Raw genomic sequence first — 19414 nt, forward strand, 5'->3', positions numbered from 1 at the left:
AGGCGCGCTAAATCGGGTGTCGGGTGGGTGAGGAAGGGCTGGACTTAGCAGGCCGGAGCGCTCTACACCTTAATCAATCGATTAAGTCCAGAGGAGTGGAAGCATGAGCGAAGTCCTGACCGAAGTGGAAGGCAATGTCCTTGTCATCACGATCAACCGTCCGGAAGCCAAGAACGCGGTCAATCAGGCGGTCGCTCAGGGCATCGCCGCTGCGCTCGACCGGCTTGATGCGGAAAGCGATCTGCGCTGTGCGATCATCACCGGGGCAGGCGGCACGTTCTGTTCGGGCATGGATCTGAAAGCGTTCGTGAAGGGCGAGAAGCCTCATGTCGAAGGGCGCGGGTTTGCCGGGATAGCGCAGCGCGGGTCGAAGAAGCCGCTGATCGCCGCGGTCGATGGCTATGCGCTGGCGGGCGGCATGGAAGTGGCGCTGGCTTGCGACCTGATCGTGGCGAGCGCGACCGCGCAGTTCGGCATTCCCGAAGCCAAGCGCGGACTTGCCGCAGCGGCGGGCGGATTGATCAAGTTGCCGCGCCAGATCCCGCCGCGTATCGCCATGGAATTGGCGCTGACCGGTGATTTCATCGGGGCTGAGCGGGCTTACGAACTGGGCTTCATCAATCGCATTTCTCAAGGGCCTGCGCTGGATGAGGCGCGTTCGCTGGCCGAGCGAATCGCTGCAAACGGCCCCATGGCGCTGATCGCCTCCAAGGCAGTGGTCAGCCAGTCGCATGAATGGAGCGAGGCCGAGATGTGGGACAAGCAGCAGGCCATCGTCGGCCCGGTGTTCATGTCAAGCGATGCGCGAGAAGGCGCCACGGCCTTTGCCGAAAAGCGCAAGCCGAACTGGCAGGGCAAGTAGTCCGGCTGTCGGGCGGGGCGGCGGTGCCGCTTCGCCGGTTGCGTCTGCGGGCAAGAAAAAACCCCGCCGGAGCGGGGTTTTCAAGCGATGGTGGGCGTAGCAAGGATTGAACTTGCGACCCCTACGATGTCAACATAGTGCTCTACCACTGAGCTATACGCCCGCACCATCGTGCTTTCCCTCGGCCGCTGCGGTTGCCCTTGGCGTCGTCGGGAAGCGGCCCATTAGCCCCCGCCTTTGGCCAAGGCAAGGGGGTAATTTCAGAGATTTCCACGCCTGCCATTTCTCGCTGAACGACGAGGTTGGCGAATCAGGGCTGGCGTGTGCCGACGAAAGGAGAATCCTCGAAAATACGCTCGACTTCGAGGACAAGGTCCTTGAGGTGGAAAGGCTTGGACAGGACGCGCGCCTGGGGTGCTTCACGATTCGCTTTCAGCGTGACGGCGGCGAACCCGGTGATGAACATGACTTTGGTGGTCGGACTGATTTCGGCACAGCGCTGCGCGAGTTCAATCCCGTCCATTTCGGGCATGACGATGTCAGACAGCAGAAGATCGAAATGCTCACGTTCGAGCAAGGGCACCGCTGCCGTGCCGCGATCAACGGAAACTACCGAAAAACCGGCGTTTTCCAAGGCACGGGTGAGATAGGTGCGCATCGCCTCTTCGTCTTCGGCGAGCAGGATGCGGATCATGGCCAACCTTCGTCTATTATTTGCGTTTATGAGTTCGGGCAGTAAACCACCGTGCGGAAGCTGGGTATAGGCCTGATCCGGTTAAGATTCTCCCGCCAAGTGCATCGGCCCTTTTTTGACTTCGCGGCGAATCGGTTGCACGCTTTCGTCATGCATCAGTCAGGCGAGCAGGTGGGCGATTCGGTGTTGACCCAAGGCGGGTCAGTGCCTGGCAATCCCGGCGTCCCTGCCTTCTCGCTCAGGATGTGCGATCCTTCGTCGATTCCGGTGTTGATCGCCGTGCCCCACGCTGGGCGCGCCTATGCCAAATCGCTCCTCGACCGTATGCGCCACCCCGCTTTCGCAGCCCCGCGGCTCGAAGACCGTTATGTTGATCTGCTGGGCGACGCCGTCTCGCGCGTGACCGGCGCGGCGCTTCTGACGGCGCATGCACCGCGCGCCATGCTCGATCTCAACCGGTCGAGCGACGATGTGGATTGGGAAATGGTGGGCGGGGCACCGGCAGATGCTTCGGCATTGGCTCCCAGTGCGTTCGGCAGGCGGGCACGCAGCGGCCTCGGCCTCATTCCGCGCCGCTTGCCCGGCCTTGGTGAGCTATGGAAACGGCGGATGGACCATGGCGAACTGCACGAGCGGATCACCGCGATTCACCAGCCCTACCACGCCGCGCTGGCGCAGGCGCTGGAGGTGATCCGTGATCGTTGGGGCGCCGCCTTGTTGCTGGATCTCCATTCCATGCCGCCGCTGGCAGCACGTTCACCGGGCGAGCGCGCACCCGAATTCGTGGTCGGAGACAGGTTTGGCGCCGCTTGTGACGGCGGCATCGTTGGCTCGGCCTTCAGCGTGTTGACCGAAGCTGCGCGCCGTGCCGCGCACAACCGGCCCTACGCCGGAGGGTTTGTACTGGAACGGCATGCCCGGCGGCATGAGGGGCTGCATTGCCTGCAGCTTGAGATTGACCGGACCTGCTATCTCGATTCGCGCCTTGCCGAGCCGGGGCCGGGTTTCGACGCCACGGTGGAACTGCTGATCGGCCTGGTACGGCGGCTGGCAGTCGACGTTGCCGACCTCGGCCGCGCGTCCGACCAAAACCGCTGGCGCGCGGCGGCGGAATGACAAGCAACTGATACCCAATAAAAAACCACCTGGAGACGTGCTCCAGGTGGCCAAGGTTCAGGGAGGAGGTGCACCGAGGTGCACCAATCACGACGGGCCATGAGGGGAGCCACGCCGTAACGACTCCTAAATAGGGTACTGCCTCAGCCCTCGCAAGAGGTTTCGAGGGAAATTTGTCACACCCCAAGGAAAAAGGCGACGAACCGTTGGGTCCGCCGCCTTTTTTATTGACCTGTGGCCAATGGGTTTCCCTGCCGTGTTTACTCGGCCGGAATAGCAATCGCCGGGGTCGGGCCTTTGCCCAACTGGACCTGCGCGCCGAAGATCTGGCTGATCAATTCAAGCGAGAAGAGGTGCGCATAGAGCAGCGGAAGCAGCCCGCTCTGTGCCCAACCACGCAGAACATCGCCGCGCACGTCGCGCAGCTTTTCCTGATTTACCATCTGGAAGCCGCGGTAGATGAAGGGCTGGTCGCTGCCCTGCTGCTGGATGGCAACTTCGCCTTCCATCAGCAGATCGTGCTTCTTCAACTCGTCAATGAAGGCCTGCGTGCGCTGGCCGGCCTGCTCGAACTGCTCGCAAAAACCGAGCGCGGCCTTGGTTGCTTCCGAAGGCTGGCCATCGGTGAACAAGTCCTGGCCATCGCCAACCGAATCACCGATCAGCCCCGACGACGGATCGAAGCACAGCGAAAGCTCTTCGCTGCTGGGGTTCAGCTTGGCGAGCAGGAACGGATAGCGACGCACGTAGGCGGGAATGTAGATCGGCTGGGTGACCTTGCCGTCTTCTTCGACGAAGACGTTTACGCCTTCATTGAGGCCCATCAGTGCCAGCGGAACCGGATTGTCACCCGACGCGAAGATGATCGGATAGTGGCGCGATGCCTGAGGAAATTCCTCTGCCGTCAAGGGGATGGCATGCTGGCCGACGAGCCAGGGTGCAGCATCCGCGTTCTTCGCCTTCCATGTCGCATGGTCACGGCTGTTGAGCGGCATGAGGTCGTTATAGAACATCGGCAGGTTGGCTTGCGGCGCGCTGGCCATTTTGCATATCTCCAAAAAGCAACAAACAACGCACGGCAAGATATCGGCGCTGACCGCGTCATGCGTGAGACGGGGTTCTTAAGGACTGACACATTTCCGTGCAAGCAGCGTTACAGCAGCTTTCCCGGGTTCATAAGGCCCCGTGGGTCCAACGCGCGCTTGATTGCGCGCATTGTCGCCAGCACGACCGGGTCTGCCAGGCGTTCCAGTTCGTCCCGCTTGAGGCGGCCGATGCCGTGTTCGGCAGAAATAGAGCCGCCCCAGGCGGTGACCATATCATGGACCTGAGCGCTGATTGCCTTGCCGTCGCCAGCTTCCCATGTCGCGCGATCCACACCGGGCGGAGCGATGACGTGGAAGTGGACATTGCCGTCGCCGAGGTGGCCGAAGCAGACCGCCTGCGTCCCCGGCCAATCGGCTTCGAGGCGGGGGACTGCCGTTTCCACAAAAGCGGGCATGTCCGCGACGGGTACCGAGATGTCGTGCTGCATGGCGGGGCCGATCGCGCGCTCGGCGGGGGAGATGGTTTCGCGGATCAGCCACAGGCGTTCGGCCTGATCTTCGCTAGACGCGATAGTGGCATCGGCAATGAGACCGCGCTCAAGCGCTGTGGACAGCAAGCGCTCGGCGGTTTCGTGCAAGTGCGCGGCGGTGTCTGCATCGCCGCCTACGAGTTCGATCAGCGCGTGCCATGCGTGCGGCTCGGCCAGCGGCGCGCGGGCATCGGGCAAATAGGCGAGCACGGCCTCCAGACTATGCTGGGGCAGGACTTCGAACCCTTCGAGCAGGTCCCCTGCCATGTCCTGCGCGAGCAGCAGCAGTCTGCGGGCATCATGGAGCGAAACCGTGCCCGCCCACATGACGCAACGGCCCGCAATGCCGGGCTCAAGCCTGAGCGTGGCGGCGGTGACGATACCGAGCGTGCCCTCGGACCCGATCAGGATTTGCTTGAGATCGAAGCCACGATTGTCTTTTTTGAGCGGGGTCAACTGGTTGAAAATCGAACCATCAGGCAGGACGCCTTCAAGCCCGAGCACGAGCGCGCGCATCGAACCGTGGCGCAAGACTTGCGTCCCGCCCGCATTGGTGGATACGAGGCCGCCGATCGTGGCCGAACCTTTGCCGCCGAGCGAGAGCGGGAAGCGCAGGCCCTCGGCTTCGGCTGCTTCGTGCAGCGTCTGCAGGATGACGCCTGCCTCGCAGGTAGCAGTGCGCGCACCTGCGTCTAGAGCGGTGATGCGGTTCATCCGGCGAAGTGAAAGGATGAGTTCGGTGCCACTATCGAACGGAGTGGCGCCGCCCGACATGCCACTGTTTCCGCCTTGCGGCACGATTGGCACAGCATGTTTTGCACAAAGGACCACGAGCGCCGAGACTTCTGCCGTGCTGGCGGGCGAAGCGAGCGCACAGGCCTTTCCGGTATAGCGTCCGCGCCAGTCGGTCAGCCACGGTGCCATGTCCTGCGGGTCGGTCGTCAGGCCTTTGGGGCCGAGCAGGCGGGCGGCCTGTTCCAGAAACGCTACGGTCATGGTTAGTCCGGCTATTGCGCCCCCGCAACAAGGGCAATTCATTTTTCGGTTCGGGCAGGTTAAGCCAAGGTTCAAGCCTTGAGGCTAGGGGTGAAAAAGGACGGGGCAAGGGTATCGGGGCCTTGCCGCCCGAGGGACCGGAAAAGAGCAAACGCACCGCAATCATGCCAACCACTGTTCACTTTCTTGCGCCGCTGGCGCTGATGCTGCCGGGAGCATCGGTCGATTCGCCGTCTGTGCAGGGAGCATTGCAGCGCGGATTGGATGAGCAGTGGGCTGCCGCCAGCATCCCTTCCGGTCCGCCGATGGCAGATGGCGCCTTCGATCAGCAGGGCTTTGCGGATTTCATCACAGGCGGGCTTTCGGACGACAGCTGGAATCAGGTGCGGGTCGAGCAGCGCATGATTATCCGCATCGCGCCGCGTATGCCGGGGCAGATGTTTGCGCCGATTCCACAAGCGCCGCAGCCGCCAAGGTTTTATGAGCGCAAGACCGCCAAGTGCCTGCCGATTGCGTCGATCGCCGGGGTGCAGGCCGAATCGCCCGGCCGGTTGATGCTGATCACGCGCAACCGGAAGTTGATTGGCGCGAGCCTCGACAAATCTTGCCGCGCACGCGACTTCTACTCGGGTTTCTATGTCGAGCGGAACGAAGACGGGCAGCTTTGTGCGGGCCGCGATGTGATCCATTCGCGCGCCGGGGCGAACTGTGCTGTTACCAAGATGCGCGAACTCGTTCCGGATGATGATTGACGTCTTGCGGATCATCCGGATTTCTTGACTTTTCACCGCATATCGTCTTAGCGCGACGACAGTGACGGCAGGACCTCGAGCAGGACCGGCCGGACAGGCGCCAAACCATTCGCGCCCCCTCTTGTTTTCGGAACATTGCCTGCATGAAGTTTGCCGATCTCGGCCTCTCGGATGAATTGCTCAAGTCGGTGCTTGATGCCGGCTACGACGAGCCGACCCCGATTCAGGCGCAGGCGATTCCCTCGGTCCTGATGATGCGCGACATCATCGGTATTGCCCAGACCGGGACGGGCAAGACGGCGGGCTTTGTGCTGCCGATGATCGATATTCTGGCGCATGGCCGCCGCCGCGCCCTGATGCCGCGCTCGCTGATTCTCGAACCCACGCGCGAACTCGCGGCGCAGGTTGCCGAGAACTTCGAGAAGTACGGCAAGAACCACGATCTCAAGATGGCGCTGCTGATCGGCGGCGTGCAGATGGGCGATCAGATCAAGGCGCTGCAGGACGGTGTCGACGTGCTGATTGCCACGCCAGGCCGGTTGATGGACCTGTTCGAGCGCGGCAAGATCCTGCTTACGGGCTGCGAACTGCTGGTGATCGACGAAGCTGACCGCATGCTCGACATGGGCTTCATCCCCGATATCGAGAACATCTGCACCAAGCTCCCGGCCCAGCGGCAGACGCTGCTGTTCTCGGCCACGATGCCGCCGCCGATCAAGAAGCTGGCCGACAAGTTCCTGTCGAACCCCAAGATGATCGAAGTGGCGCGGCCCGCCAGCACGAACACCAGCATCGTCCAGCACAAGGTCCGCTGCACCACGCGCCAGAAGCGCGAAGTGCTGCGCCACCTGCTGAAAACCGACAACGTGACCACCGCCATCGTTTTCGCCAACCGCAAGACGACCGTGCGCGAACTCGCCAAGTCCTTGCAGAGCCATGGCTTTGCTGCGGGCGAAATCCATGGCGACATGGACCAGAACTCGCGCAATGCCGAACTGCAGAAGTTCAAGGACGGTGACATCACGATCCTGTGCGCGTCCGACGTTGCCGCGCGCGGACTGGACGTGAAGGGCGTGAGCCACGTCTTCAACTTCGACACGCCGTGGCATCCGGACGATTATGTCCACCGCATCGGCCGCACCGGTCGCGGCGGGGCGACGGGCCGGGCATTCACGCTGGTGTCCGACGATGATCTCGAATCGATCGAGAACGTCGAGAAGCTGCAGGGAACAAAGATCCCCGAGTTCAAGATCGAAGTCGCCGAAAAGGCCGAGCGCAAGCCGCGTGGTGCGAAGGTTGAAGCCGAACCGGCTGAGGAAGCCGAACGCGCTGAACGCACGCCGCGTGCGCCCCGCGAGAAGCGTCCTGCGCGCGAAGCGCGTGCACCACGTGAAGAACGGGCGCCACGCGAAGAGCGTGCGCCACGCCAGGCCCGCCCGCCTCGTGAGGAACGTGCACCACGTGAAGAGCGTCCGGCTCGCGAGGAGCGCGTGGCTCCGGCCGAGCCAAGCCGGGCGCTGCGATCCGAACCAACCCCGCGCCGCGATGCGATGGACGCGCCCAGCAAGCCGGGTGAATGGAACGGCCCGGTTCCAGGGTTCCTCGGCGTTTCCGCACTCTGATTGCGTGCAAACTGGCGGAGCTTACTCCGCCAGTTTGACGAAACTGTCGATTACCCGCTTGCGGCCGCTGCTCTCGAAATCGATTTCGAGCTTGTTGCCTTCCTGCGCTGCGACCACGCCATAGCCGAACTTTTCGTGAAACACGCGCACGCCCAGCCCCACGTCGCCACGGGGTTTGGCGGCGAAGCTGGCTGCGCTGCGGGTGGCTTCGGGGATGCGGCGCGGACTGGGGTCGAAGACTTGCGCAGCGGCGCGTTGCCAACCGGGGCCGCGCATCATTCCGCGAGAGGGCGTTGCCTGCGCGACATGGGCGAAGGGATCATCGCGCTCGCTCCAGTTGGCCCGCCACATCGACGCGCCGCCCGACAGCGTGGTTTCTTCCTCGACATGCTCGGCCGGCAATTCGGCGATGAAGCGTGACGGGATCGAACTGGTCCATTGCCCATATATGCGGCGATTGGCAGCGTGGAGGATTGTGCAGCGGCGGCGTGCGCGGGTGATCGCGACGTAGGCGAGGCGGCGCTCTTCCTCCAACGAGGCCAGGCCGCCTTCATCGAGAGAGCGCTGCGAGGGAAACACACCTTCCTCCCATCCGGGCAGGAACAAGTGGTCGAATTCCAATCCTTTGGCGGCGTGGATGGTCATGATCGTGACCTTCTCGGTGTCCGCCGCCGCCTCGTTATCCATCACCAGGCTGACGTGCTCGAGGAAATCGCCCAGCGTTTCATACTCTTCCATCGCGCGGGCAAGTTCGGAGAGGTTTTCGAGGCGGCCTGAGGCTTCGGCGGTTTTCTCAGCCTGAAGCGCGGCGGTGTAGCCGCTCTCGTCGAGGATCGTGCGGACGAGTTCGGCAGGGACGAGCGTCTTGGCATCGTCGCGCCACTTGGCGAAGCTGCGCATCAGCGTGGCCAGCGTGCCGCGCGCGCGGGCGGGCAACTCGTCGGTGTCGAGGATTTCGACGGCCGCCAGCGACAGCGGCATGGCGCGGGCACGCGCGTGGCGGTGGAGCTTCTCCAGCGTCTTGTCGCCAAGGCCGCGCTTGGGGGTGTTGTAGATCCGCTCGAACGCCAGATCGTCCTGCGGGCTGGCGATGATCCGCAAATAGGCCAGCGCGTCGCGGATTTCGGCGCGCTCATAGAAGCGAAAACCGCCGACGATGCGGTAGCCAAGCCCGATCTGGATGAAACGGTCTTCGAACTCCCGCGTCTGGAACTGCGCGCGCACAAGGATGGCGACGCGGTCGAGCGGCGCGCCCTCGCGTTCCAGTCGCTCGATCTCCTCGCCCACACGGCGCGCTTCCTCGGGGCCGTCCCACACGCCAACCGCGCGGACCTTGTCGCCGCCGTCGATCTCGGTCCACAGGGTCTTGCCGAGGCGTTCGGAGTTCTCCGCAATCAGGCCCGATGCCGCGCCGAGGATGTGCGGGGTGGAGCGGTAGTTCTGCTCCAGCTTGATCACCTTGGCGCCCGGAAAGTCCTTTTCGAACCGCAGGATATTGGCCACTTCTGCGCCGCGCCACGAATAGATCGACTGGTCGTCATCGCCCACCACGCAGATGTTCTTGCGGCTCTGAGCAAGCAGGCGGAGCCACAGATACTGGACGGCGTTGGTGTCCTGATATTCGTCGACCATCACGTATTTGAAGCGCTGCTGCCAGCTTTCCAGAATGTCGCGCTCACGCCGGAAGATGTTGAGCATGTGCAGCGTGAGGTCACCGAAATCGCAGGCGTTCAAGTCCTTCAGGCGGTTCTGGTAGAGCGCGTAGAAGCGTTGGCCCTTGCCATTGGCGTAGGCCTCGTTCTCCAGAGCATCGAGATCAGCGGGGTTAAGGCCGCGGTTTTTCCACTTGTCGATGAGGCCGGCCAACTGCTTGGCGGGCCAGCGCTTGTCGTCCACGCCCTCGGCCTGGATAAGCTGCTTGAGCAGGCGCAACTGGTCGTCGGTATCGATGATTGTGAAGTTCGATTGCAGGCCGACCAGTTCGGCATGGCGGCGCAGCATCTTGGCCGCGATCGAGTGGAACGTGCCGAGCCATGGCATCCCTTCGACCGCCGGGCCGATCAATGCGCCGACACGCTCGCGCATCTCGCGCGCGGCCTTGTTGGTGAAAGTGACGCAAAGGATTTCGCTCGGCCAAGCGAGCCGCTGGCGCAGCAAGTTGGCAAGGCGGGCGGTGAGCGCAGCGGTTTTTCCGGTGCCCGCGCCAGCCAGCATCAGCACCGGACCTTCGGTCGTGGTCACCGCCTCGCGCTGGGGCGGATTGAGGCCATCGAGCCAATCATGGGCCGTTCCGGGATTCGTCGGTGCAGGGGAAGACATGGGTGAACAGATAGGGACCAAATGCCCCTGCCGCAATCGTCATTGCTGCTTGTGACCAAGGTTCGGTTCGTCCCCCGCTCGAGGCCGTCCTGTCGCTTTTTGGGGAACTCTAACGGCGGGCGAGCCTTCCTTCTGCATATTCCGCCTTGAATTTCTGATCACAGGAGAACGCCATGAATCGCTTTCTGGCGGCGAGCACGCTCGCCCTTGCCATTGCAGCCACCCCCGCGGTGCTGAACGCTCAGTCGACGAGTACGACGACCACCACGCAGACAACGATGCCGGATTCGGCGTCGCCTTCCGGTTCGCAGGATATGGCCGCAACGGCTTCGGCCTCCGCATCGACGTTGACGCCCGAGCAGCAATCGATGATGGACATCTGGCCTGCCGAACAGCGAACGAAGTTTCAGGCCTGGCCAGCGACCTACCGCGATTATTTCTGGACGCTCGATGCCGACCAGCAAAAGGGTTGGTGGGCACTGACCGACGAGCAGAAGGCGCAAGTCTATGCGATGACGCCTGAGCAGCGCACACAGGTCTGGCCAGCTATTGTTGGGCAGGTGAAGGGAACGGCCTCTGCCGGGGCCATGCCGGCTTCGCCTATGGCAACCATGCCGGGGCAGAGCATGAATGCGCAGACCGCATCGCCCAATACATCGGCGATGCCTACTGATCCGGCCCAGCCTTCGGCAGGAATGTCAGGGTCGATGAGCGCTGATGCAGGCTCCATGGGCAGCATGGGTGGATCCGTGGCGGGCACCATGTCTGCGCCGCCTGCTTCCGCCATGAACAAGACTTACCCGGTGTGCAGCAAGACCGTGACCGATAGCTGCCGCAATCGCGGCGGTGTCTGATCCGCTCAAGGTTTTGGCTGAAGAGGGGCGTCGGGCAACCGGCGCCCCTTTTGCATTGCGGTTGACCGCGCGCGCGCGACGCTGAAAGACGGCGGCGCGACAAGAGGGGGAGAGCGCGCCGATGAATCCGATTCGCAAGCATGCGCGCGTGCTCACCGCCAGCCTCGTCGGCACCGCAGTAGAGTTCTATGATTTCTATATCTACGCGACCGCCGCTGCGCTGGTCATCGGTCCGCTGTTTTTCCCGTCTGAATCGCAGGCTGCACAAACTTTGCTGGCGTTCATGACGTTCGGCCTCGCGTTTTTTGCCAGGCCAGTCGGCGCAGTGGTGTTCGGGCATTTTGGCGACCGTATCGGGCGCAAGGCCACGCTGGTCGCCTCGCTGATGCTGATGGGTGGATCGACACTGCTGATCGCCTTCCTGCCGACCTATGCCATGGCCGGGTGGATCGCACCGGCGCTGTTGTGTACCTTGCGCTTCGGTCAAGGCTTCGGACTTGGCGGAGAGTGGGGCGGTGCGGCGCTGCTGGCGGTGGAGAACGCGCCCAAGGGCTGGGAAGCGCGCTTCGGCTGCGCTCCGCAGCTTGGCGCTCCGGTCGGGTTCTTCTTCGCCAACGGCCTGTTCCTGCTGCTTGGCCTCGGGCTGTCGGACGCGGATTTTGCCAGTTGGGGCTGGCGGGTGCCGTTTCTGGCGAGCGCCGTGCTGGTCGGCGTCGGCCTTTGGGTGCGGCTGAAAATCGGCGAGACACCTTCGTTCAAGGAAGCGATGGAAAAGGCTCCGCCGCCGCAAGTGCCGATCACGCGGCTGCTGCGCGATCATACGCCCGCCGTCTTCGCGGGAATCGCGGGCGTGGTGGCTTGTTTCGCGATCTTTTATCTCGCTACGACGTTCGCACTGTCCTTCGCCACGACCAAGCTCGGCTATGCCAAGCAGGAGTTTCTGGCAGTACAGCTTGGCGCGAACACCTTTTTCGCGCTCGGCATCCTGCTCGCGGGTTGGTGGTCCGACAAGGCCTCGGTCCAGCGAGTGCTCGGCACCGGCGCGGCGCTGACGGCGGTGATGGGGTTGGTGTTCGGGACGGGCCTTGGCTCAGGTTCGCTGCCGCTGGTCTTCGCCACGCTGGCGGCATCGCTGTTCGTGATGGGCCTCGCCTATGGACCGCTCGGCGCATGGCTGCCGACGCTGTTCCCGGTGCCGGTGCGCTACACTGGCATTTCATTGGCGTTCAACGTTGGTGGGATCATCGGCGGCGCGTTGTCGCCCTTTGCGGCGGCATGGGCAGCGGCGGAAGGCGGCGCGGCCTATGTCGGCGTGTTCCTGACGCTGGCTGGCGCGATGACGCTGGCAGGCGTGCAATTCGCGCCGAGGTGGCGTGGTTAGGCTCCGGGCTTTGGCTTCAATCGCATCAGCGTGAGCAGGGCCTTGCCGACCTTGCGGCTGGCATCGACCTCGCAGATACGCACGTCGGGAATTTCCTTGAGTGCCGTTTCAAGGCAGATCCAGGTGCCTTCGCCGATCCAGCCAAGGCGCGTCAGCTTCTCGATCGCCACCACGCCCGCGCCGGTGCCATAGGGCGGGTCGAGCATGACGAGGTCAAGCGGCTGCTTGACCGGGCCGAGCGATAGTACCGACGAGGCACGCACATCGCATTGGGGGGCGCAGCGCAGAGCGGCGATGTTGGCGCGGATGGCGCGCACGGCGGCGGCATCGCTTTCAACGAACACGGCCGTGGCCGCGCCGCGCGACAGGGCTTCGAGGCCGAGTGCGCCCGATCCTGCGAAGAGGTCGGCGACGGCCAACCCTTCGAAACTGCCAAGGCGGCTGGCGAGCATCGAGAACAACGTCTCGCGCATGCGGTCGGCGGTGGGGCGCGTGGTGTCGCCCTCGGGCGCACGGACGGGGCGTCCGCGCCATTCTCCGGCGATGATCCTCATGCGGGCTTCAGTGTCTTGCGGAAGCGTTCGACCTGAACCTGCGGAATCTCCACCACCGATCCGCGCTGAAGATCAGCCAGTTCGAAGGGGCCATATCTTGTGCGCAGCAGGCGCGAAACTTCGAGGCCAAGGTGCTCGAGAACGCGGCGGATCTCGCGGTTCTTGCCCTCGGTCAGGGTCATTTCGATCCACTTGTTGCGACCCGCGCTGCGTTCCAGATTGGCGTTGATCGGACCATAGCGCACGCCGTCGATCTCGATTCCCTGCATCAGGTCTTCAAGCCGCGACTGGCTGATATCGCCAAACGTGCGGACGCGGTAGGTGCGCGGAATGCCGGTAGAGGGCAACTCCAGCGCGCGTTTCAGCTCGCCGTCATTGGTCATCAGCAGCAGGCCCTCGGTGTTCACGTCGAGGCGGCCCACCGGCATCACGCGCGGCGTGCCTTCGGGCAGAGCGTTGCGCAGCGCGGTGTAGATCGTCGGGCGTCCGGTCGGGTCGCGCTCGGCGGTGATCAGGCCAGCGGGCTTGTGGAAACGGTAGAGGCGCGGCGGGGCGATCGGGCCGACGGCCTTGTCGTCCACGCTGACTCCGCGCAGGCTCTTCAACAGTGTAGCTGGGGTGGTGATGACCTCGCCGTTGAGCTTGACTCTGCCGTCTTCGATCATTCGCTCGACTTCGCGGCGGCTGGCGATGCCCGCGCGGGCCAGCAGTTTGGCGATACGGTCGCCCTCACGCTCGGTGCCGTCTTCGGCCAGCGCGCGCTTGGCCGCAACCACTGGCTGCGAGGTGCGCGGGGCACCGCTGCGCATCGAGAACGGCTTCTTTTCAGGCGTAGTGGGCCGGGGGCTAAACCGCTTGGGGCGGTCGCCGCCGTTTCTCGGGGGAAGAGTCATGGCTGCCCCTTACCTGCAAACGCGTGTTCCGTCACCCCTAGCCGTCCGCGCAAACGCCGCTAGTGTGCAGGGCAACAATGAGGGAGCATTCGCGTCGATGAACGCAGACACGAGCCGAGAGCGCAGCCTGTGGCAATCGGTGCAGCCGTATCTTGAAAAGGAGTCGCTTGGCGCGTTCTTCCTCGGCGTTTCGTCGGGCTTTCCCTACGCGATGATCGGTGCGACGCTGACCACGCGGCTGGCGCAGGACGGGATCGACAAGAAGACGGTCACAGCGTTCACGCTGGCGTTCCTGGTGTATAATCTCAAGGTTTTCTGGGCCTGGGTGGTTGATGGCGTGCGCTTGCCGCTGCTCGGCAAACTGGGGCAGCGCGTCTCGTGGATGGTACTCGCGGGCGTGCTGGTGATGGCAGCCGTGGCCAATCTGGCGCTGGTCGATGCCTCGGCAGACCTTGGCGCGACCGTGCTGGCCGCCGTGCTGGTCGGCATTGCGGGCGCGACTTTCGACATCGTGATCGACGCCTACCGGATCGAGACACTCAAGCCTTATCAGCTCGGCACCGGCTCAGGCATGTCGCAATATGGCTGGCGCATCGGGTCGACAGGGGCTGCGGCGCTGGCGTTGGTGCTCGCCGCGCGGACGGGCTGGAGCGTGGCTTATCTGGCGTGCGCGCTGTTCGCGCTGCCTGCGATGCTCACCGCGCTGGTGCTGGGTGAGCCTGCACGGCACCGTCCTCCCGCTGCACGCAGGGGCTTGGGCGAGGCCTTCGCCGCAATTATCGGACCCTTCGGCGAGTTCTTCCGCCGCAATGGCGCATGGCTCGTGCTGCTGTTCATCCTTGTCCACAAGGTGGGCGATACGCTGGCGAATCTCACCTTCCGCCTGTTGTTCGACGATCTCGGGTTCAGCAATGACGAGATCGCGATCTGGGACGTGGGTGTGGGCTTCTGGGCCTATCTGATCGGAGTGTTCATCGGCGGTGTCGCTTATGCGAAGCTGGGCCTCAAGCGCTCGGTCCTGCTGGCGCTGGTGCTGATGGCGGTATCGAACCTGTCGTTCGCGGCGCTGGCGGCGGCGGGGCATTCGAATCTCGGCATGGCGGGTGCGATCGGGTTCGAAAACATCGCTTCGGGATATGGTGGGGTGGTGGTCGTCGCCTACTTCTCGGCGTTGTGCGACTTGCGTTACACAGCCGCGCAATATGCGCTGATCTCCGCCAGCGCGAGTGTGGTCGGACGCTTTGCCACAGGAACGACGGCGGGCGGCCTGATCGAATCGATGGGCTATGTGAACTTCTACGTGCTCACCACGCTGCTTGCGCTGCCGGGTATCGTGCTGTTCTGGTGGATGAGCCGGAGCGGGCTGGTCGATGCGGCGATGGGCACGGCGGGGGAATCGGAAAACTAGTCACCCCCCGTTCGTGTCGAGCGTAGTCGAGACACCCGCGCGCAGTGTCTCGACTACGCTCGACACGAACGGGTGTTTGCTAGGCAGGGATTTCTTCGTTCAACCGCAGCACTTCGCCTGCAAGGTAAAGCGAGCCTGCAATCAGCACATCGCCCTCCGCCGGTAGCGCAGCCATCGCTTCGGGCACGGTGGCGAAACTGCGCACGGGCAGGCCAGTAAACGGCGCGAAGTCCTCGGGCCTGTGTGCGTCATGTCCCGGCGCGGGGACGACCGAGATCGACAGCGCCCTGTCGGCCAGAGGCTCCAGGATTGCCGACGGGTCCTTGTTCGCCAGCATGCCCATGATCAGGTGGACCGGCGGTTGGCTTTCCAGATGCCGCGCGATGGCAAGGCCTGCATCGGGGTTGTGCCCGCCATCGAGCCAGACCGTGCGCGCCCCGGCTAGACCGGTGATCGGGCCGTGGCCGAGGCGTTGCAGGCGGGCAGGCCAGCGCGCATCGACGATGCCCTTGCTCATCGCGCCGAGCGTAACCTGCACTGCATTCTGGTGGCGGATCATCGTTACGGCGAGCGCGGCGTTTTCCGCCTGATGGACGCCGGGCAGTGCCGGAAGCGGCAAGGATAGTTCACCCTGCGCGTCCCGGTAGAGGATCGAGCCGGACACTTCGGCGTCCCATTCACGCCCACGCATGATCACCGGAGCGCCGATCCGCGCGACGGTTTCAAGGACGGCTGCGGCGGCGTGGTCCGGATAGGCCATCGTCACCAGCGGCACGCCCGGCTTGGCGATGCTCGCTTTTTCAAATGCGATGCGGGCGAGAGGATCGGCGGGGACGCCCTCTTCCGGGGTCAGCAGGAAGGCTTCGTGATCAATGCCGAGCGTGGCTATGCCGCAGACAGCCGCAGTGGGCATGACGTTGGTGGCATCAAGCCTGCCGCCAAGCCCCGTCTCGATCACGCAAGCGTCTGCAGGCACGCGCGCGAAGGCGAGAAACGTGGCGACGGTGGTGACTTCGAAGAAGCTCGGTTCAAGATCGGCCCCGGCGTCGAGCACTTCCTTGAGCAGCGCAGCGAGCAGGTCATCTTCGATGAGCTTGCCTGCGATGCGGATACGCTCGTTGTAGCGGACGAGGTGCGGCTTGGTGGCGGAATGGACGGTCAGCCCTTCAGCCTCAAGGATATAGCGCAGGTACGTGCAGGTCGATCCCTTGCCGTTGGTGCCCGCGACATGGAACACCGGCGGCAGGTGGTCCTGCGGATTGCCGAGGCGCGCGCAAAGTTCGCGCACGGTATCCAGACCGAGACGGCCCGAGGGCAGCGACAGCGCGCCGAGGCGGTCAAGCTGGGCCTGCACCGCGGGGCTTTCGGAGATTGCGAAGTCGCGCATTGAATGCCCACCCCCAGCCCCTCCCGCTTGCGGGAGGGGGGATAGCTGAAATCCCCCTCCCGCAGGCGGGAGGGGGGAATTTGTCATGCTGCCTTGGCAGCCATCAGGTAGTCGATCACCTGGGCAAGTGTGGATTTCATCTCGCGGCGGTGGGTGACCATGTCGACCATACCGTGGGCGTGAAGATATTCGGCGCGCTGGAAGCCTTCGGGCAGCTTTTCGCGGATCGTGTCCTGAATAACGCGCTGTCCGGCAAAGCCGATGAGCGCGCCCGGTTCGGCGATCTGGACGTCGCCCAACATGGCGTAGCTGGCGGTGACGCCGCCGGTGGTGGGATCGGTCAACACCACGATGTAGGGCAAGCCAGCGGCGCGCAGGCGGGCAATCGCCACGGTCGAACGCGGCATCTGCATCAGGCTGAGAATGCCTTCCTGCATGCGCGCGCCGCCAGCGGCGGTCACGGCCACGTAAGGGCACTTTTCACGCACCGCCCGTTCCACGCCCGCAACGAACGCATTGCCTACGGCCATGCCCATCGAGCCGCCCATGAACGCGAATTCCTGCACGCCGACGACGGCCTTCTGGCCCTCGATCCGGCCAAAGGCGTTGGTCAGCGCATCGGCATGGGGATTGGCGGCGCGGGCGGCCTTCAGGCGGTCGACATACTTCTTGCTGTCGCGGAACTTGAGCGGGTCTTCCTTGACCTTGGGCGCGGGCAGCAGTTCGTAGCCTGCGTCGAGCAACTGGTCGAACCGCGCATCGGCGCCGATGCGGCCGTGGTGATCGCAATGCGGGCAGACCGAGAGGTTGTCCTCATAGTCCTTCACGAACAGCATTTCGCTGCACGACGGGCACTTGATCCACAGGTTGTCCGGCGTGTCCCGCTTCGGCGTGAAGGGGAGCGCGTTGCGGACCTTGTTGAGCCAGCTCATGCCCAGAATATCCTTACAAAGCGCCCTTGCGGGCAGAGTGGACGGCAGCGGCAAGCGCGGCGGTGAGTTCACGCACCGGGCCAGCGGCATTCGCGCCATGCTTTGCGACGAGATCGACCAGCGCCGAACCGACGACGACGCCGTCAGCCACCTTGGCAATGGCAGCGGCCTGATCGGGCGTGCGCACGCCGAACCCGACCGCAACGGGGATCGTGGCCGTAGCCTTGATGCGCGAAACCGCCTCGTCGATGCTCGCCTGTGCGGCCTGCTGCATGCCAGTGATGCCCGCGACCGAGACGTAATAGAGGAAGCCCGAAGAGCCTTCGAGCACGGCGGGGAGCCGCGCTGCGTCAGTGGTCGGCGTGGCAAGGCGGATCGGCGAGACGCCCGCGCCGCGCAGGGCAGGGCCCAGCTCGGGGTCTTCCTCGGGCGGAATGTCGACGCAGATTACGCCATCGACGCCCGCCTTGACGCATTCGGCGGCGAACCAGTCAGGCCCGCGGGTGATCATCGGGTTGGCATAGCCCATCAGCACCAGCGGCACTTCCGGGTGGCGCGCACGGAATTCGGTGGCGATGCGGAAAATGTCCGCCGTCGTCGTGCCCGCACCGAGCGAGCGCAAATTGGCAAGCTGGATCGCCGGACCATCGGCCATCGGATCGGTGAACGGCATGCCCAGCTCGATCACATCCGCGCCACCTTCGACGAGCGCGTCGAGGATCGCGCCGGTAGCGCCGGGCGTAGGGTCACCGCCGGTGACGAACGTGACGAGGGCGGGACGACCCTTTGCGAAGACTTCGGACAAACGGCTCACAACGAAACCCCCAGATGCTCCGCGACCGAGAAAATGTCCTTGTCGCCGCGACCGCAGAGGTTGGCGAGGAGGATTGCGTCCTTGGGCATGGTGGGCGCGATCTTCTTGACTGCGGCGATGGCGTGGGCGGGTTCCAGCGCGGGGATGATGCCTTCGGTGCGGCAGAGCAGCTGGAAGGCATCCAGTGCTTCGACGTCGGTCACCGAGGTGTATTCGACTCGGCCGTTTTCCTTGAGCCACGCGTGTTCGGGGCCGATGCCAGGATAGTCGAGGCCCGCGCTGATCGAATGGCCTTCGAGGATCTGGCCGTCATCGTCCTGCAGCAGGTAGGTCTTGTTACCGTGGAGCACGCCGGGGCGTCCGCCTGCAAGGCTGGCGGCGTGGAGCTTGTCGAGGCCGTGGCCTGCCGCTTCGACGCCGATCATTTTCACGCTGGGATCATCGAGGAACGGGTGGAACAGGCCGATGGCGTTCGATCCGCCGCCGATCGCCGCAACCAGGAGGTCGGGCAGGCGGCCGGTGCGGGCGAGCATCTGCGCGCGCGCTTCCTTGCCGATCACGCTCTGAAAATCGCGGACGAGTTCGGGATAGGGGTGCGGGCCGGCGGCGGTGCCGATGATGTAGAAGGTGTTGTGGACGTTGGCGACCCAGTCGCGCAGCGCCTCGTTCATCGCGTCCTTCAGCGTGCCCGCACCCGCCGTGACCGGCACGACTTCGGCGCCGAGCAGCTTCATGCGGAACACGTTGGGGGCCTGACGGGCAACATCGGTTGCGCCCATGAAGATCACGCAAGGCAGGCCGAAGCGCGCGCAGACCGTGGCGGTGGCGACGCCGTGCTGGCCCGCGCCGGTTTCGGCGATGATGCGGGTCTTGCCCATGCGCATCGCGAGCAGGATCTGGCCGACGCAATTGTTGATCTTGTGCGCGCCGGTGTGGTTCAGTTCGTCGCGCTTGAACCAGACCTGTGCACCACCGAGTTCCTCTGTGATGCGGGGCGCAAAGTAGAGCGGGCTGGGGCGGCCGACATAATGTTCAAGCAGATCGTCGAACTCGGCATGGAACGCCGGGTCCACCTTGGCGGCTTCGTACTCGCGCTCAAGCTCAAGGATCAGCGGCATCAGCGTTTCGGCAACATAGCGCCCGCCGAACTGGCCGAAATGGCCGCGCTCGTCGGGCTGGTTGCGGAAGCTGTTGGGGTTCTGAACAGTCATGCCTTGGCGCTTGGCAGAGGGCACGGCGCTTGTCCAGATTCTC

Annotated in this window: 17 protein-coding genes and 1 tRNA gene; 7 read left to right on the top strand and 11 right to left on the bottom strand. The window is 64.2% G+C overall.

Annotation, left to right across the window (positions count from 1 at the left end):
- Positions 1-103: 103 nt before the first annotated feature.
- A complete protein-coding gene (locus tag RM192_RS05170; protein ID WP_311506489.1) occupies positions 104-862 on the top strand; it encodes a crotonase/enoyl-CoA hydratase family protein in 759 nt (252 codons plus the stop codon).
- A gap of 88 nt (positions 863-950) precedes the next feature.
- Here the strand turns inward: RM192_RS05170 and RM192_RS05175 are convergent.
- Together RM192_RS05175 and cpdR are read right to left on the bottom strand one after the other, a co-directional pair.
- Positions 951-1025, bottom strand: a tRNA-Val gene (locus RM192_RS05175).
- Positions 1026-1172: 147 nt separating this feature from the next.
- Positions 1173-1556 (bottom strand): cell cycle two-component system response regulator CpdR, encoded by a 384-nt coding sequence (gene cpdR, locus RM192_RS05180; RefSeq protein WP_311506490.1) that lies wholly within the window; start codon positions 1554-1556, stop codon positions 1173-1175.
- Between the two features lie 150 nt (positions 1557-1706).
- Here cpdR and RM192_RS05185 point away from each other — a divergent pair, with 150 nt between their 5' ends.
- Positions 1707-2672, top strand: coding sequence for an N-formylglutamate amidohydrolase (locus RM192_RS05185; RefSeq protein WP_311506491.1), 966 nt, complete (start codon positions 1707-1709; stop codon positions 2670-2672).
- Positions 2673-2932: 260 nt separating this feature from the next.
- Here RM192_RS05185 and RM192_RS05190 read toward each other — a convergent pair whose 3' ends face one another.
- A complete protein-coding gene (locus RM192_RS05190; protein ID WP_311506492.1) occupies positions 2933-3715 on the bottom strand; it encodes a SapC family protein in 783 nt (260 codons plus the stop codon).
- A gap of 110 nt (positions 3716-3825) precedes the next feature.
- On the bottom strand, positions 3826-5244 hold the full coding sequence (locus RM192_RS05195) for an FAD-binding oxidoreductase (protein WP_311506493.1): 1419 nt from the start codon (positions 5242-5244) through the stop codon (positions 3826-3828).
- 164 nt (positions 5245-5408) lie between these two features.
- Between RM192_RS05195 and RM192_RS05200 the strand changes: the two genes are divergently transcribed.
- Positions 5409-5996, top strand: a complete 588-nt coding sequence (locus RM192_RS05200; RefSeq protein WP_311506494.1) for a hypothetical protein — start codon at positions 5409-5411, stop codon at positions 5994-5996.
- A 143-nt stretch (positions 5997-6139) separates the two neighbouring features.
- Positions 6140-7618: a DEAD/DEAH box helicase gene (locus tag RM192_RS05205; RefSeq protein ID WP_311506495.1), complete on the top strand. Its 1479-nt coding sequence runs from the start codon at positions 6140-6142 to the stop codon at positions 7616-7618.
- Positions 7619-7639: 21 nt separating this feature from the next.
- Here the strand turns inward: RM192_RS05205 and RM192_RS05210 are convergent, their stop codons facing one another.
- On the bottom strand, positions 7640-9937 hold the full coding sequence (locus RM192_RS05210; protein ID WP_311506496.1) for a UvrD-helicase domain-containing protein: 2298 nt from the start codon (positions 9935-9937) through the stop codon (positions 7640-7642).
- 173 nt (positions 9938-10110) lie between these two features.
- On the opposite strand from RM192_RS05210, the gene RM192_RS05215 reads away from it, so the two are divergent.
- Positions 10111-10791 (top strand): hypothetical protein, encoded by a 681-nt coding sequence (locus RM192_RS05215; RefSeq protein WP_311506497.1) that lies wholly within the window; start codon positions 10111-10113, stop codon positions 10789-10791.
- A 121-nt stretch (positions 10792-10912) separates the two neighbouring features.
- A complete protein-coding gene (locus RM192_RS05220) occupies positions 10913-12172 on the top strand; it encodes an MFS transporter (protein ID WP_311506498.1) in 1260 nt (419 codons plus the stop codon).
- On the opposite strand, the gene rsmD is transcribed toward RM192_RS05220, so the two are convergent.
- Both rsmD and RM192_RS05230 read right to left on the bottom strand, forming a co-directional pair.
- Complete coding sequence (gene rsmD / locus RM192_RS05225; protein ID WP_311506499.1) at positions 12169-12726, bottom strand: 16S rRNA (guanine(966)-N(2))-methyltransferase RsmD; 558 nt, start codon at positions 12724-12726, stop codon at positions 12169-12171. The genes RM192_RS05220 and rsmD overlap by 4 nt on opposite strands.
- Complete coding sequence (locus RM192_RS05230) at positions 12723-13619, bottom strand: pseudouridine synthase (RefSeq protein WP_311506500.1); 897 nt, start codon at positions 13617-13619, stop codon at positions 12723-12725. The genes rsmD and RM192_RS05230 overlap by 4 nt, the downstream gene beginning before the upstream one ends.
- A 97-nt stretch (positions 13620-13716) precedes the next feature.
- Here RM192_RS05230 and RM192_RS05235 point away from each other — a divergent pair, with 97 nt between their 5' ends.
- Positions 13717-15027: an AmpG family muropeptide MFS transporter gene (locus RM192_RS05235; protein WP_311506501.1), complete on the top strand. Its 1311-nt coding sequence runs from the start codon at positions 13717-13719 to the stop codon at positions 15025-15027.
- A 79-nt stretch (positions 15028-15106) separates the two neighbouring features.
- On the opposite strand, the gene RM192_RS05240 is transcribed toward RM192_RS05235, so the two are convergent.
- From RM192_RS05240 to trpB, 4 genes are all read right to left on the bottom strand, one after another.
- Entirely contained in the window at positions 15107-16414 is a 1308-nt protein-coding gene (locus RM192_RS05240) for a folylpolyglutamate synthase/dihydrofolate synthase family protein (RefSeq protein ID WP_311506502.1), read from the bottom strand.
- A gap of 83 nt (positions 16415-16497) precedes the next feature.
- Positions 16498-17346: an acetyl-CoA carboxylase, carboxyltransferase subunit beta gene (accD, locus tag RM192_RS05245; RefSeq protein WP_311506503.1), complete on the bottom strand. Its 849-nt coding sequence runs from the start codon at positions 17344-17346 to the stop codon at positions 16498-16500.
- Positions 17347-17359: 13 nt separating this feature from the next.
- Positions 17360-18160, bottom strand: a complete 801-nt coding sequence (gene trpA / locus RM192_RS05250) for a tryptophan synthase subunit alpha (protein ID WP_311506504.1) — start codon at positions 18158-18160, stop codon at positions 17360-17362.
- Complete coding sequence (trpB, locus tag RM192_RS05255) at positions 18157-19371, bottom strand: tryptophan synthase subunit beta (protein ID WP_311506505.1); 1215 nt, start codon at positions 19369-19371, stop codon at positions 18157-18159. Before trpB ends, trpA begins: the two co-directional genes overlap by 4 nt.
- Positions 19372-19414: the final 43 nt, after the last annotated feature.

Origin of the sequence: Novosphingobium sp. MMS21-SN21R (assembly GCF_031846015.1) — a bacterium.
Lineage (GTDB): Bacteria > Pseudomonadota > Alphaproteobacteria > Sphingomonadales > Sphingomonadaceae > Novosphingobium.

Excerpts from the sequence above, each read along its gene's own strand:
- RM192_RS05170 (WP_311506489.1), top strand. The coding sequence starts at position 104 with ATGAGCGAAGTCCTGACCGAAGTGGAAGGCAATGTCCTTGTCATCACG.
- cpdR (WP_311506490.1), bottom strand. The coding sequence starts at position 1,556 with ATGATCCGCATCCTGCTCGCCGAAGACGAAGAGGCGATGCGCACCTAT.
- RM192_RS05185 (WP_311506491.1), top strand. The coding sequence starts at position 1,707 with ATGCATCAGTCAGGCGAGCAGGTGGGCGATTCGGTGTTGACCCAAGGC.
- RM192_RS05190 (WP_311506492.1), bottom strand. The coding sequence starts at position 3,715 with ATGGCCAGCGCGCCGCAAGCCAACCTGCCGATGTTCTATAACGACCTC.
- RM192_RS05195 (WP_311506493.1), bottom strand. The coding sequence starts at position 5,244 with ATGACCGTAGCGTTTCTGGAACAGGCCGCCCGCCTGCTCGGCCCCAAA.
- RM192_RS05200 (WP_311506494.1), top strand. The coding sequence starts at position 5,409 with ATGCCAACCACTGTTCACTTTCTTGCGCCGCTGGCGCTGATGCTGCCG.
- RM192_RS05205 (WP_311506495.1), top strand. The coding sequence starts at position 6,140 with ATGAAGTTTGCCGATCTCGGCCTCTCGGATGAATTGCTCAAGTCGGTG.
- RM192_RS05210 (WP_311506496.1), bottom strand. The coding sequence starts at position 9,937 with ATGTCTTCCCCTGCACCGACGAATCCCGGAACGGCCCATGATTGGCTC.
- RM192_RS05215 (WP_311506497.1), top strand. The coding sequence starts at position 10,111 with ATGAATCGCTTTCTGGCGGCGAGCACGCTCGCCCTTGCCATTGCAGCC.
- RM192_RS05220 (WP_311506498.1), top strand. The coding sequence starts at position 10,913 with ATGAATCCGATTCGCAAGCATGCGCGCGTGCTCACCGCCAGCCTCGTC.
- rsmD (WP_311506499.1), bottom strand. The coding sequence starts at position 12,726 with ATGAGGATCATCGCCGGAGAATGGCGCGGACGCCCCGTCCGTGCGCCC.
- RM192_RS05230 (WP_311506500.1), bottom strand. The coding sequence starts at position 13,619 with ATGACTCTTCCCCCGAGAAACGGCGGCGACCGCCCCAAGCGGTTTAGC.
- RM192_RS05235 (WP_311506501.1), top strand. The coding sequence starts at position 13,717 with ATGAACGCAGACACGAGCCGAGAGCGCAGCCTGTGGCAATCGGTGCAG.
- RM192_RS05240 (WP_311506502.1), bottom strand. The coding sequence starts at position 16,414 with ATGCGCGACTTCGCAATCTCCGAAAGCCCCGCGGTGCAGGCCCAGCTT.
- accD (WP_311506503.1), bottom strand. The coding sequence starts at position 17,346 with ATGAGCTGGCTCAACAAGGTCCGCAACGCGCTCCCCTTCACGCCGAAG.
- trpB (WP_311506505.1), bottom strand. The coding sequence starts at position 19,371 with ATGACTGTTCAGAACCCCAACAGCTTCCGCAACCAGCCCGACGAGCGC.